Below are 13,566 nucleotides of genomic sequence, written 5' to 3'. Positions count from 1 at the left end.
CCATTTTTATGTTATTTTATAAGAGTAAAAGAGTTTTTGCTCTTGTTCTCCATACGAAATCTCGACCATTTCACAAAGCGAGAACGAGGCAGACGCTCACGCAGGTACGCCGCTTTGCGGTGTGCTTCAGTTTGTTATGTCAGCTTTTTAGCTGATTCTTGGTCGCATAGACCAAGGGCAACAGCCCTTATGGGGCGTGGGTCGTTTGCGTTTATCGCTTTGAGGCTGTCGAGAGCCCCGTATGGATAAATGCAACGATCTGCGCCTTTTTTGTTTCCTTACAAAAACTGGCAAAGCTCTTTGTTGAACAAAAGCGAACTCACACACTGATTTCGACCAAATAAAACAACAAAGGAGTCAAAAACATGTTTTGCCCTAATTGCGGAAAGGATCTTCCAGAGTACGCGAAATTCTGCGACGAATGCGGAAAACGCTTAGCCAACGAAGAACCCCCAAAGACTATTATACAAAACAAAAACCCTTTTGACGAATCCCCAACATCCAATCTCCATTTCGAAGATCAAGATGGAGAAGAATCCGAAAAAAATTCCGGAATCGTAGGAATATTATGGTTGCTCGGAGGATTGCTTGGTTTCCATGATTTCTATTGTGGAAATTTATCAAAAGGCATAACTAAGGCCATTTTTGGTGCAGCAGGAATTATTCTTTCTGTAATACATCCTGTTATGGCTATTGCGGGTAGTCTCGCAATTATCATTGATGAAATACTTGTCATTATTGACGCTTATAAAATTGGAAAGGGACAATATATGGATAAAAATGATTGCTATGTCAAAGAACCGTGGGTATGGGGTTTACAGCTAGCAGTCCTTATTATCGTCCCAATAGTCATTTTGTTAGTAATCATCATCCCAGCATTATTTAAATAGGAGATTTATCATGATTTGTCCCAAATGTATGGCCACAAACGATGCTGATGCAGACAAATGCCGCCGATGTGGATGCCCACTTGGAGCAGGAAACAAATGCCCCCATTGCGGTTCAAAAATTTCCACCCCAGTGAAATTTTGCACTAACTGCGGGAAAAAATTGCCCGAAAAATGTTCATATTGTTCAGGAATATTAACGGAAAACGCAAAGTTCTGCATTCATTGTGGGAAAAAAGTAAAATAGGAGCGAACAAACGATAACAAAGACATATTCGCCTATTGAACGTAACCGTTAAAAAAACACAGCCCCCTTTGATAGGAATTATATCATGGCCAGAATTAGCAAACTTATCATTCCTACTATTTTGCTATTGTCTATTTCTTCGTGCTCATTAAAAGGACTTTACGAAGAAGAAGCTTGCAATGCAGTTACTCGCATTTTGCAAAAAGAAGGTAATGGCATATATTATGGATTGGGACGAGAATCTGCCAAATGTGAAGAATTACATTTGGGGGAGCCCATGGTTGAAGAAAATTATTATCCCAACGCTATGGCTTGTTTAGATAATAATCTTCGCCTACGTGTAGTAGTAGAACTTACAGATTCGTCAGTAAAGGTTTCTATTCCCCCGAGAACATATGCTTCAGAAGCTCAATTAGCGAAAACGCCTAATCCATCCCTCACGCAAAATATTAATTTCATCACCGGTCAATTTAGGATCACCCTAATAATCAAAATTTTTTAAAACCTTTGCGTTAGGGATAGTGACCCCTTGGGGCGGCACTGTGGTGCCGTTTTAGGAGGCTGGCGACGAGCGTAGCGATGGCGGAAGCCCCTAAAATATAGCCCGACCCGCACCAGCGGGGAACGCCCAACACAACAAAAAACTTCGTGTGGGACGACGTCTGCTCCAGCTACTTGGACAAATGCGTAGGCCGAGAGTCGCGACCACGCTTGCGTGGGCATGACCGAGGCCAGCATTTGGCGCTTGCGCAAATCAAGAAGGCCGTGATCAACAGAGAAACGCTCACCGCCGAAAAGAAGAACGCCATGGCTATCCTCAGCTACGTGCTGAAGAACGTGCTCGACCTGCTCCACCCGGTGATGCCGTTCATCACCGAAGAGCTCAACAGCATCCTGTTCCAGGGCAGCGAAATGGTCATAAGCCGCGCCTGGCCCAAGGCCGACGAATCGCTCATCGACGCAAAGATCGAAGCCGCATTCGACCAGGCATTCGCCGTGGTGGAAAGCGTGCGTGGCGTGCGTGGCCGCTACAACGTGAGCCCCGCCACCAAGCTCAGCGCCGTGGTGAGCGTGGACGACGCCGCGACGGAAGCCAGCGTGAAGGACTGCATGGCAATCATCACCGAACTTTCGGGTCTTTCTGACCTGAGCGTCGCCGTGAAGGCAGCCAAGCCGAAGTTCAGCGCCAGCGCCGTGGTGCCCGGTGGCGAACTCTACATCCCGCTGGAAGGCATCCTCGACCCGGCCGCAGAAATCGCCCGCCTCGAAAAGGAAATCGAGAAGGCCAAGGCATTCGCCGCTTCGATCGAACGTAAGTTGTCAAATGAAAAATTCGTCTCAGGAGCACCAGAGGCCGTTGTCAATGCAGAACGAGTAAAGTTGGCAACACAACAAGATATCATCGCCAAAAACGAAGCAGCATTGAAGGAACTGAAATAGCTTTCGAAACGACAAATGCGTAGGGCGAGAGTCGCAGCCATGCTTGCATGGATATGACCGAGCCCAGCATTTGGTACTTGAGCGAAGCGAAAGTACAAAAGTTCGTGAGCGGCGCCCCCGAAGCTGTGGTAAACGCCGAACGCACCAAGCTCGCTACTCAGCAAGATATTATTGCTAAGAACGAGGCGGCTCTCAAGGAACTGAAGTAATTCGGCGACAAACCAACAAAATTAAAACAGGTGCTCCAAGCGGGCACCTGTTTTTTTTTCAGGGATTTCTTGACAATTTGTGCAAACCAATCGATATTTAATAGGACCACAAACCAACGAGGCCAATATGGACGAAAAGGAAATTCTCGAACTGAAGAAAAGGATCGCAGCCAGCGCCCCCAGGCGCCACCCCAAGAAGGGTGAACCCGGCTACGACGAATTCATGAGGAGTATTTTCAAGTCCGCCGCTTCGAACATGCTGCGGGACGAGCTGGAAAACGGCAGCATCCGATAACTCAAATCACTTATTTTTGACAGCCTTGAAAATCGGGCTCTTTTTTTACTATTTTCCATACGAAAGGTTAATAAGGAGAAAAGAGCATGAAATTCACCAAATTTCTGTTTGCGGGCGTATTCGCTGCTGGCATCGGAGTCGCAAGTTTACAGGCGGCGGAATGCAACGTCACCCACCATCAGGGCGGGGGCGGCAGCACCGATGTCTACATGGGGTACCCAGCGACAGCGCTCTACCTGTTCGAAGGAGACTACCTGGACCTCTCCAAGATGAGCCAGCGCGAGCCCGCCGTAAAGAACGCCTCCAGCACTGATACAGCATGGGTATACAGGTCCGAACTGGATTCCACCATGATCGTGATTGTCACCAAGAAGGTGGTCAAGGTAGCACGAGTCACGTATTCCGAAGACGAGAGCACACGCACAGACTCGCTTTTCACTGTGAAGCACAAAGACGTGTACAAAGACGAATTTCCGCGCCTGCAGAAAGCGGGCGTTTTCAAGGGAACGGCCGAACAGGCGGATTCCCTTGTGTCGCATGTATTTAATTTGTGCAAAAAATTCTACAACAAAGAATTCGGTTACTCCGGCTGTGAATTCAATCCGCCCGAAGCAAGAAGACGAAACGAAGGAAAAGATGTCGACATGATCGACATGCCGCTCGCACTTGCGGCCGTTGCCGGAGAATTCACCATTCTTCTCGACACATTGAATACTTGCCCAGATTACAAGTTCGCCGCCGAGGATATTACTGCATTGCAGATTTCAAGACAAGCCCGCGGACTCCAATTCACACGAGTCGGCCCCAGCCGCTTCCTAATCGCAGATGTCACGAGCAATGCTCCGTACAAGGCTTTCAGCCTGAACGGCCTGCTTTTGAAAAGCGGTGTTCTCGAAGGCAACGTTTTCGCAACAAAAAAATTGCCCGTCATCCTGATGTTCAACGACGGGCGAAGCGTTTATCTAAAAGAGTAAGTTTTACTTTTTGCGGCAGCGAACGGCAGCGGCCGCACCGAGAACTATCAGCAACACGGCGGCAATCACACTCACAAGAACCGTCTTGTGGAACGGAGCGCTGCGGTATTCCATACGAACTTCGGACTTACCCGCCGGAATCTGCACGGCGCGCAAGGTTCCAAACGCCTTATAGACCTTGGTTTCCTTCCCGTTCACATAAGCCTTCCAATACGGATGATAGTTGCCCGCGACCACCATAAAGCCTTCGCGGTCTGCCGTCACATTAAACACCTGCGTATCCATTTTCGGACTGGCAACCAACTTAGCGTAACCCTGAATCGGCCCCTTGGCAGCCACGCTACCCTTGCCGTCGAATTCCGGCTTTTCCGACAAAATAACCTTTTCCTTGTAGAAGAACTTTCCCGCGACATCACCGAATTCAGGTGCTGCGGGAACAGTGACAGCAGCAGATTCCGCAGCGGCCGCACTTGCAGAACCAGTCTTTGCGGAATCAACCACAGCGTTATCGGCCGAAGCTGCGGCAGAATCAGCAGCAGGTTCTGTCACCGATTCAGTTAAGTTCCCTGAATCTGTCGAAGAGCGGATTGCGGCCTGAGTCTGGAGCGTCTTGATGGCTGCAGAATCATCCATCACGACCGCTTCGCCGTAAAGGTAGGCCTCGCCCATTGCCGTGGGAATCGGCATATAGGTTGTTCCCTGACGACTATCGAAAATGATGGCACCCACGTTCATCAAGTCTAGGAACGGATGCACCGCCGTCGGATCATTGATGTTCATCAAGTAGTTGGCGTCATTCTGACCGCCGCGGAAAGCGCGGTAGCTCGCAAGTTCGTTATCGTGAACACCGTCGGCATTACGCAGATTGTACTGTGGGAATGCGTTTCCACTCAAGGCCTTGTTGCGGGAAAGCGAAAGCACACGCGGTGTATTCAGCGAATCGGTCTTGTACGGTGCCTTAATCGCTGCGACGACCGGGTTGGTCGGCTGCAAGTATTCGTTTGCCGAGACATTCTGGATGAAAGCTCCGTCGATAAAGAAGAGTTCAACACCTGCGGCAAGAGCAAGTACCCCCGCCTTCTGGGCAATGCCCGCCTTCCACTTGAACACAAAGAGCGTCACCGCGACAATCACCAGCACCAACACAAAACTCGGGATGGTCTTGCCGGCAGTCGCATTCATCACGATTTCGTTAAGCGGCTTAAAGTAGGGCGCCGTAACAGAATCTTCCAAAAGTTTCTGGCCGCTCATAAGCATCACGCCGAGGTAGGCAAAGCCGATAAAGATGCAGGCCTGCACTGCACGCGGAGTCGCCGGAAGTCCTTTCTGGAACGCTTCGGCTAGGTTTGCGGCCGTGAGCTTTTTCTTCTGGTCGTCGAGGCTCATTACGCCAAGGCAGAGGGCGGCATAAACAATCATCACCACCAGGCCGACAGGGCCGATAAAGGTCGTCCAGGCATAACGGGCGATCAAGGCGAGCACCAAGAGTACGCCGTACATGGCAGAACCATGCAGCAAGGCGCGACGGTTATCTTCGGTTTCGGCAGCTTCTTCAGGAGTCTTCGCGTCACCAGAAATAGCCTTCAAAACCGGGCCAGCCATCATCACCAGCAAGAGCGGCAACCAGAACAGGGCCATACCCGGAGCGCGGAAGTTCTTGACGCCAGGGAGCACGTTGTACCACAGCTTAAACAGCGGAGAATGGTCGCCCATGCCGTAGCTCAAGGCAACGACAGCACCCAGGCCCCAGAACGCCGCATAGCGACGCTTGCCCGGCAGGAACAGGCAAAGGAATCCGAGGAACGTCAGCAAGGTACCCGCATTGTTATGATCGAGCTTGAAAAAGTTGTGCCCCCAGTAGAACGGAGAACCTCCACCCAGCTTGCGGTATTCATCCATCGAGAAACTCACGAAAGAGGAACCTTCGAGGTCGCCCGTCTTTTCGTTCTGTTCGTAAACGTCTACGCCCACAAAACCCGGCAACAGGATCTGCGCCATTTCTTCTTGGTGCAAGGACCAGCTAACCGCGTGGCCGTAATTGGTGTGGCTATCGTCGCCGCGCACCGACTGCGTCGTCGTGTACATGTAAGGCGGCACAATCTGGAAGCACGAAAGCGCAAGGCCAAAGCCGAGGCCCACCGCCGCAAGGCCAAGACGCTTGCCGCGAGTTTTCAGGGCATCGCAATGGAAGGCGACTTCGTAAAGCGTATAAAGGCCGGCGCCCCACAGGAACAAGTAAGTGAGCTGCAGGTGCGAACCGAGAATCATCCACGCGACCGAGAGCGCAAGCACTATCATATAGGGAATGCTACCCGAACGCACAATTTTCCTGATAGCGAGCAGCGCAAGCGGAGTAATCGCAAAGACCATCATCTTGCCGTCGTGGCCGCCGTAAATGTAAGTGAAATATTCCGGCGAGAACGCGTAAAGCATGCCAAGCAAGCCCGCCCACCAGCGGTTTCCCGTCAGGTTCCAGGCGAGAGCCATGGCACTCATGAAAGCCACCCACAGCGTGAGGATAAACTTGAAGCCCACGGCGCGTGCGGGGTCCATCAGGAACTGCACCCATACCAGCGGGTGGTAGGCGTCGGCAAACAAGGCGTCGATTGTGGGCACACCACCCAGGCGGGAGTCGTCCCATTCCGTGAGCACGGCACTTTCGGCACGCAGAATTCGGCTACCGATACCGTTCAACTGGTCGCTGTTGAGCATGAGCTGATTCGGGTCGAACGCAAAATCGCGGAACACGATCAGCAAGATTCCAAGGAAAATGGCGGAAAGCGCCACAAAAAAAGCAGGCTTCTTGTTTAAAAAATTCATGCGGATAATGTAGAAAGACGAGAGACGAAAGACGAAAGACGAGAGATTAATTTGATGAAAATAATGAGGAAATGGCTTTATACGCCAAAAGGCGGATGCTCCTTGCAACCGCCAAATTCTAAAAGATGCGTATTAAACTACTCTTCCGACTTGTTTTCGAGCTTGTCGTCGGCAGAAGAATACTTGATAAGGCAATACACGCCAAAGGCCGAGATGATGCAGGCCGCTGCAATGGCGACATACTTAAGAATTTTTCCCATAATATTCTCCTTTCAAAAGCTCTTTACCCAAAGATATACAATTTTTTCTCTACACGCAACAGAAAAATGAAAAAAAATTCAGTAGAGATCCTGCTCCTTCGAACCAAACTCAACTAAGGCAACAAGTTGCCAAGTTTCGTATATCGCTTCGCCTGTCGGGCTCCGCTCAGGATGACACGGGGGCATGCCGATTATTTCTTTTTCAGAATCATGCAGATAACGGGCAGTTTCTTGTCGACTTCATTTTCGCTCGGGATGATTTCGCTCGAAACGACTTCGCAGTTGAATTCCTTGACAAAGAATTCGAGCTGACCGCGATCGAAGCCAAGCCAAATGTGACCGTGCGTGGTGCGGAAGGATTCTTCCTTGTGCTGCGCCAAGTCAAGCAGGGCAAGCGTACCGCCGCGCTTGAGGATACGGACCGCCTCCTTGAGGGCAAGACGCGGATCCTTGGCGTGATGAAGCACCTGGCTCATGAGCACGAGATCGGCAAAATTATCGGGAAGTCCCGTATTGACCATATCGGCCACCTTGGGCGACACGTTCTGGATGTCCTTCTGCTTCAGTATTTTCTGGAGTCCGCTGATGATTTTCGGGTCGCAGTCAAGCGCCGTCACGTGCTTACAACAGTTGCAGAGCATCAGCGTGAGGTCACCGCCTTCGCCGCAGCCCACGTCAACCGCATTTTCGAACGGATACATCAGATGACCGAACAGGCTGATTTGCGCCTTGAGGCTACCGCCCGCCTGGTCGAGCTTGTGGATTTGGCCCTTGGTCTTGTCGGTGCGATCTTCGAGCACCTGGGCGGCACGGCACTTAAGGATGTCCTTGTCCGGGAGTTCTTCGTAGGCTTCGCGAATCATGGTCAGCATACGGCCACTCATGTACAAGTCCTCGCTTAAGCGGTAGTACGCCTTGATACCGTCGCGACGGTCCTTGAGCAAGTTGCACGACGACAGTTTCGCCAAGTGACGGCTCGCATTGCTCTGGTGAATATCCAGGATATCCTTGATTTCGTTGACGGTGAATTCCGCCTGGTCTAAAAGCAAAAGAATTTTAAGGCGCATTTCGTCGGAAATGGCCCCAAAGAGATCCATACTAGGTACAATCGGTTCGCGGATATTTAAAGAATCTGCCACAAAAGCTCCATTCGTTTTCTTTAGAGCAATATAAATTTTTTAGCTTAGGGGCTGTATGCGATTTTTCAAAAGGTCATTGTTTGTAGCCGTTTCGTTCTTAATGGGGTTTGCACAAGCCTCAGAAACCGAACGCCCCACCTACAAGCTATCCCTTGAAAACGACCTTCCCGTCACCTTGGCTGCCGGAGGCATGTTTGGAATGGGAATGTTCCTTTATTCCCGCATGGACACCCCCGAAACCCTAAAAGACAAGGGCGATCTATTGCCTTGGGACAAACCCCTAGCCGGCCGCTACAGCAAAAGCGCCGACAGGGCTAGCGACATCGGCTCCGTTTTCGCCCTTGGCCCACTCGCGGTAGGGGGCATCGCCTGGTACAGCGGGAATTCTACCGGGGGTGAATTCGCAACCTTTACCGTAATGCTTTTGCAGGCCGTCGGCATCGGGAACGGAATCAACCTCGCCATCCGCTCGCTCGAGGTATGGCCCCGCCCCTACATGTACGCCTCCTCTACCCGTTCAGGGACGGAAGCCGGCAAGGAAAAAGCGGGAAACGCCAAGGCCGAAGCTTACGGTTCGTTCTTTTCGGGGCATGCCACCGCCGCCTTTACCGTAGCCACCTTTACCGACCAGTGGTTCAAGACGGTCTACCCGAATTCCCCCTACAAGGGAATCGTTTGCGCAACCGCCTACTCGCTTGCCGGACTCGAAAGCGTTCTCCGCATCGCCGCAGGCAAACATTACGTTAGTGACGTTGTCGTAGGTGCATTGGTCGGCACCGGCGTAAGCCTTGGAATTCTTGAGATGCACAAGGACCGTAACCAAAAATTTTCACTATGGGTCGGTCCGAATGTAGCAGGAATCACACTTCGGATATAACACAAATTTGTAAGTTTCGTTTTCCTCAACTCCTGTATATATTCAATAGTGTAGGCGCCAAAAAGCCTCAAGGGAGTTGTGTGTGATGTTAGGATTCAATTTCAATCGCTTGGTCATGGGTTCGGCCCGTGTTATCACGGTTGCAGCCGTCGTAGCCCTTTGCTGTGGCACAAGCTTTGCCGCAGGTCCGAAAATGGCTCACCACAAGGTCGCCAAGATTTCGAACAAGGCTAACATGACCCACACCTCCAGCAAGAGAGCAAAACTCGGACACATCGAGCAGGACCTCTCCGACGAAGAACTTTTCGCGCTCGCCCTTCAGAGCAAGAACATTTCCCAAGATGGCCGCACCCTCACCGACAAGCGTGACGGCAAGACCTACAAGGTCGAAATCAAGGGCGACAAGGCATGGATGAAAAACAACCTCGCCTTCAGCCTTTCCACCCCCAAGCAGTGCCTGCTCGAAGACGAAGGCAACTGCAAGAAATTCGGACGTTTCTACAACCATAAGGAAGCCGCCAAGGCATGCCCCTCCGGCTGGCACCTCCCCAATGACGGCGAATGGCGCGATTACCAGAAAGACCAGTCCAAGCTCGACTGGAACAATCTGGGCAAGGGCGGTTGCAAGGACTGGGACGGCTACTGCGAAGGCGACAACACCGGTCACTACTGGTCCGCTTCCAAGGTGAAAAAGAACACCGCCCGTTCTTGGGAATTCCGCAGCATTGGCCGTAGCATCAACCGCACCGACGAAAGCATGAGCAAAGGCCTCTACGTCCGTTGCGTCGCCGACCTCCGCTAAAAGTTTAAAACACCTCAAACAAAAGAGCCGCCCAATTTTTGGGCGACTTTTTTGCATTCTATAAGTCCAAAGCGCGGAGCTGCGCGTACATTCCGATATCAGGCAATCACTTCGATTGGTTATCGCGACTTTCTGCAATTTCCTTCTGCTTGCGCAGGATTTCTTCGCGGGCAAGTTCCGCCCTCGTCTTTTTCTCTGCAAATAAATGATCCAATGCCGATACAGCCTTACCGTCCGCATCTTTTGCGCGGGAATTGAAGAACATCGCGAGCAGAAAAAAGATGACCAAATAAAGCCCTACCGCCGACAGGAGCGCCACGATTTCGGAGCCCGAAGCCGCCTCCACCTTGAGGTAGAGAACAATCGACAGCGGAATAGCGAGCATAAACAAGAAAGCCGGTAGTTTTTCTTTCATATTATAAATATAGTAAGGCTACAAAAAGGAGATCCCTGATCAAGTCGGGGATGACATTATCGAGCACCACTCTCCTTTTTCACCTTTAGGGCAAGGCCCACATCGGCGACATCGGCGCTGTACTTGTAATCAGGCTTGTAGCCGAGCGCATCACCATTAGCCACGGCACTGTCGGCAGGTTCCAGCAACGCAAATCGGTTCTCCACCATTTTAACGAAGCCGACGGTTGAATCGACCGGAGTTCCGTCCTCATAATACCAGCGATAAAGCGTCACGGGCAACTCATTGTTGAACACATTCTTTTCGATCAGGCAATGCGCCGAATCGGAACAGACCACGCCCGACTTTTCTACAGAGTCAAAGAAGTTATTGTAAGCATGCAGTTTTCCTCCGTGAGCAAGAATACCGTCTCGAGAAAGTCCCGCAAAATAATTGTGATGCATGGTCAAGCTCTGCGCCGTATCCATAATGATGTCAGCCGCCAGGCCAAACAGGACACCGGTCTGTGCATTTTCGAAGCGCGACCAAGAAATCGTCACGTTGTGGGAACCTCGTTTCACATCGAGTTCCACCAGCGGGTATTCTTCGAACACGCAATGGTCGACCCAGACATGATGCGTTCCATTATGGAGCGAAAGCGCTCGGCGTGAACTCGTATCCTGTACCGTAATAGCGGGTGCGGTAAATGTCAGGTTTTCAAAAATCAGATTGCTGGATTCCTGAGTCAGAATACCCATGCCTGTAATGCGGATATCTCGCCCACGGCCGTCGAAAGTCTTATCGGAACCGAGTCGAAGCGGAGATTCCAAATTGTAGGTACCGCTCTTTTCGAACAAAATCCATATTGGACCTTCCTTGTAGGCGCACTCGCGAAGGGATCCCGGTGCAATCACGGCGGTCGTTTTCGCATTTCCGGCCGAATCGACTTCCGTCGTATCTTCGACGATGACGTAATCCGCCGTAGTCGTCACGACGCAGATTTCACCTTCGGCCTCGGAAATAGTACCTAAACTATCGGTAAAACCAGCCGCGCCAAGCACCTTCATACCACCGGGAACAGCCGCAGCATAGCCATCGGCTTCGGCGAGGAGAGCGTCGTGCATACTCCAATCACCATCAGGAAAATCAGTTGCGGCCGTTTGAGTAGGCTTTGTCACCTGAATTTCCGCATCCGGTGCCGAACAGTCTACAAATAAGGTATCTCCCGTTGCAGATTCAATCTTTGCCGAATGGGCTGCAAGCGGATCGCCTATTTGCACCTCGAAACTACCCGCCGGGAGCGAATCGATCACAAAATGTCCCGTGCTGTCGGGAATCACGAAGCGGTCAAGTCCCGCGATGCGAATGACCGGCATCGAGTCACCAAGCATGACATAGCCTTCGATCGTAGAAAGGGCCCCAAGTTCAAGCGTATCGACCCTAGAATCAGGAGTCTTGGCATCGAGAGCTACACTGCGAACCGCACCCGTCGCGACCGTTCCATCGACATGGCGAGCTTCCACCGTGTAGGAGCCCGGCTCCACAGGAACTTTCACATAACCGTTGACATCCGACTCCGTCCATTCTGCGGCATTCGCCGTTTCCGGCAAATAATCTTCAGGAAGAACACGAACGCGACTGTACGCGGCGACATTGCCGTCCGCCAGTTGCAACTGCAAAGCGATAGTCGATTCCGCCTCGGTACCGCCAGCGACATCCCTCTTATCGTTGGAACATGCCGAAAGCAGGGCGACGGCAAGTATTCCCAAGCCAAGCAACGCGGCTTCCGGCAAAGCCGAAGTCCACGATCTTTTTAAAGTACTACGCATCGACACCCCCTTCGATAGTTTCGCCATCAGTACGCGTCTCTGCCACATCCGCAACAACCAGCACATCACCGTCGGTCTTTTCAAGCCCACGAATACGGCGCTTACGTCCACGGCGCTGCGGCGGCGGATACGGATCCGAAAGCGGGAACAGCTGCATTCCCAGCTGGAACACGCGATTAGGCTTTTCGCACTGCCCCACCTTCGCCAAAACTTCGCGCCTAAAGCGACGCACCATTTCGACCAGTTCCTTATAAGTCGGCTCGTCGCAGGCAAAGGCTAGCGTCGACAAATTGCGCTCACCGCGTTCGAAACGGTCCATGGCATCTTGTGCCACGCTCAAGTTCTGCTGAATGTAAGAGTTGACCGCCGTGCTGAAAGATTCCGAACCGCTCGAAATCAGGCCCTGCGTCTGTTCGTAAAAGCCGGTCACCTCGTTCTTCTTGATCATCGAGAGGCGTTCCAACAGCGCAATCGAAGACTTCACCTGCGAGGCCGTAATCGGCGGGCGAACCATCAAACCGAGTGCTGCATCGTCACCCACGTACGGATAAAAAGTCACCAGTTCACGAATTACCGCATGGTACCAGTGGTCAAAGTATTCGAACTGGTCCTTCGCCACCTCTTCGACCTTGCATTCCTTGGTCGCCACCAACTTTTCCAGGTACTGGCGACTTTCGGAATGGTTCTTTGCTTGGTTGAACGCCACCATATCGGCAAAGTAGGCCTTTTCGCGGGCATCGCTACAGAAAATATCGGCAAAAACAGAGACAAGACGTACCGTCAGGTTACGCTTGCCCTGCAGAATCTTGTTGAACATCGACGCATCGAAACCGGCACGATCGGCAATATAGCGATGACTGAAGCGCCAGTCGCCCTTATGCCGTTCCTCGTAGCTATCCCGCAAAAATTCACGGTAGTTCAGATATTCAAAAAGATTCACCATATTCAAAATCCAATAAAATAACCGAGCGCAGAATGCTCCCGGTTATCAATATAACAAATTTTCCCCGAAAAAGTCTACATTTTTACAAAATTAACGTCCACAGTTTCAGCTTTCCCGCCATTGCGCCACCCGACGAGGGAAAAAAACACTACTTGTTCGGCTTCGAGACCACGGGACGAATGCGCTTGCCGCACAACGTCACGATGATCCCCGCCTGCGCAAACATATAGTAGGCCGTGTCGCGGCTGTTGTTCAGCGTGGACTTCGGGTCGTAATCGTCCTTGGTCACGAACACTTCGGCAACGCCCGAAAGGCTCACATCCAGGGCGCAGCGTTCGCACGGAAAACCAATCACATAGAGCTTGGAGCCGGGAGGAACTTTGCCACGGGCATAGTGCAGCGCGTTGATTTCGGCATGCACCATGAACGGGTACTTGTTGGCCTCGAACT

General features: G+C 51.5%; 15 protein-coding genes and 1 pseudogene. 9 read left to right on the top strand and 7 right to left on the bottom strand.

The features are described from left to right. Positions 1-365 precede the first annotated feature (365 nt). From Q0W37_RS12480 to Q0W37_RS12455, 7 genes are all read left to right on the top strand, one after another. On the top strand, positions 366-890 hold the full coding sequence (locus tag Q0W37_RS12480; protein ID WP_297701884.1) for a zinc ribbon domain-containing protein: 525 nt from the start codon (positions 366-368) through the stop codon (positions 888-890). A gap of 10 nt (positions 891-900) precedes the next feature. Next, a complete protein-coding gene (locus Q0W37_RS15450; protein WP_367186278.1) occupies positions 901-1,134 on the top strand; it encodes a zinc ribbon domain-containing protein in 234 nt (77 codons plus the stop codon). An 85-nt stretch (positions 1,135-1,219) separates the two neighbouring features. Further along, positions 1,220-1,636 (top strand): hypothetical protein, encoded by a 417-nt coding sequence (locus tag Q0W37_RS12475; RefSeq protein WP_297701883.1) that lies wholly within the window; start codon positions 1,220-1,222, stop codon positions 1,634-1,636. 236 nt (positions 1,637-1,872) lie between these two features. Continuing rightward, entirely contained in the window at positions 1,873-2,574 is a 702-nt protein-coding gene (locus Q0W37_RS12470) for a class I tRNA ligase family protein (RefSeq protein WP_297701882.1), read from the top strand. A gap of 47 nt (positions 2,575-2,621) precedes the next feature. Further along, positions 2,622-2,783, top strand: a complete 162-nt coding sequence (locus tag Q0W37_RS12465) for a hypothetical protein (RefSeq protein WP_297701881.1) — start codon at positions 2,622-2,624, stop codon at positions 2,781-2,783. A 127-nt stretch (positions 2,784-2,910) separates the two neighbouring features. Continuing rightward, positions 2,911-3,078 carry a hypothetical protein gene (locus Q0W37_RS12460; protein WP_297701880.1) on the top strand — a complete coding sequence of 56 codons (168 nt, stop codon included), beginning with the start codon at positions 2,911-2,913 and terminating at the stop codon, positions 3,076-3,078. Between the two features lie 86 nt (positions 3,079-3,164). Then, positions 3,165-4,052, top strand: coding sequence for a hypothetical protein (locus Q0W37_RS12455; RefSeq protein WP_297701879.1), 888 nt, complete (start codon positions 3,165-3,167; stop codon positions 4,050-4,052). Between the two features lie 3 nt (positions 4,053-4,055). Here the strand turns inward: Q0W37_RS12455 and Q0W37_RS12450 are convergent, their stop codons facing one another. The 3 genes from Q0W37_RS12450 to Q0W37_RS12440 all read right to left on the bottom strand — a co-directional run bounded on the left by Q0W37_RS12450 (position 4,056) and on the right by Q0W37_RS12440 (position 8,271). Beyond that, positions 4,056-6,872, bottom strand: coding sequence for a YfhO family protein (locus tag Q0W37_RS12450; protein WP_297701878.1), 2,817 nt, complete (start codon positions 6,870-6,872; stop codon positions 4,056-4,058). A 137-nt stretch (positions 6,873-7,009) separates the two neighbouring features. Beyond that, complete coding sequence (locus tag Q0W37_RS12445; RefSeq protein ID WP_297701877.1) at positions 7,010-7,132, bottom strand: hypothetical protein; 123 nt, start codon at positions 7,130-7,132, stop codon at positions 7,010-7,012. Positions 7,133-7,323: 191 nt separating this feature from the next. Continuing rightward, positions 7,324-8,271, bottom strand: a complete 948-nt coding sequence (locus Q0W37_RS12440) for a metalloregulator ArsR/SmtB family transcription factor (protein ID WP_297701876.1) — start codon at positions 8,269-8,271, stop codon at positions 7,324-7,326. A gap of 100 nt (positions 8,272-8,371) precedes the next feature. On the opposite strand from Q0W37_RS12440, the gene Q0W37_RS12435 reads away from it, so the two are divergent. Together Q0W37_RS12435 and Q0W37_RS12430 are read left to right on the top strand one after the other, a co-directional pair. Continuing rightward, a complete protein-coding gene (locus Q0W37_RS12435) occupies positions 8,372-9,148 on the top strand; it encodes a phosphatase PAP2 family protein (protein ID WP_297701875.1) in 777 nt (258 codons plus the stop codon). 85 nt (positions 9,149-9,233) lie between these two features. After that, positions 9,234-9,950, top strand: coding sequence for an FISUMP domain-containing protein (locus Q0W37_RS12430; protein WP_297701897.1), 717 nt, complete (start codon positions 9,234-9,236; stop codon positions 9,948-9,950). Positions 9,951-10,056: 106 nt separating this feature from the next. Here Q0W37_RS12430 and Q0W37_RS12425 read toward each other — a convergent pair whose 3' ends face one another. From Q0W37_RS12425 to Q0W37_RS12410, 4 genes and pseudogenes are all read right to left on the bottom strand, one after another. Next, complete coding sequence (locus Q0W37_RS12425; RefSeq protein WP_297701874.1) at positions 10,057-10,365, bottom strand: hypothetical protein; 309 nt, start codon at positions 10,363-10,365, stop codon at positions 10,057-10,059. A gap of 56 nt (positions 10,366-10,421) precedes the next feature. After that, complete coding sequence (locus tag Q0W37_RS12420; protein ID WP_297701873.1) at positions 10,422-12,173, bottom strand: right-handed parallel beta-helix repeat-containing protein; 1,752 nt, start codon at positions 12,171-12,173, stop codon at positions 10,422-10,424. Next, the gene (locus Q0W37_RS12415) at positions 12,166-13,116 is read right to left on the bottom strand and encodes a TIGR02147 family protein (RefSeq protein WP_297701872.1); all 951 of its coding nucleotides are present in this window, start codon (positions 13,114-13,116) and stop codon (positions 12,166-12,168) included. The genes Q0W37_RS12420 and Q0W37_RS12415 overlap by 8 nt, the downstream gene beginning before the upstream one ends. 148 nt (positions 13,117-13,264) lie before the next feature. After that, a pseudogene (locus Q0W37_RS12410) lies at positions 13,265-13,566 on the bottom strand (CMP deaminase); the annotation flags it as partial.

This window comes from uncultured Fibrobacter sp. (assembly GCF_947166265.1).
Classification (GTDB): domain Bacteria; phylum Fibrobacterota; class Fibrobacteria; order Fibrobacterales; family Fibrobacteraceae; genus Fibrobacter.
This window is presented reverse-complemented; position numbering and strand designations above follow the sequence as displayed.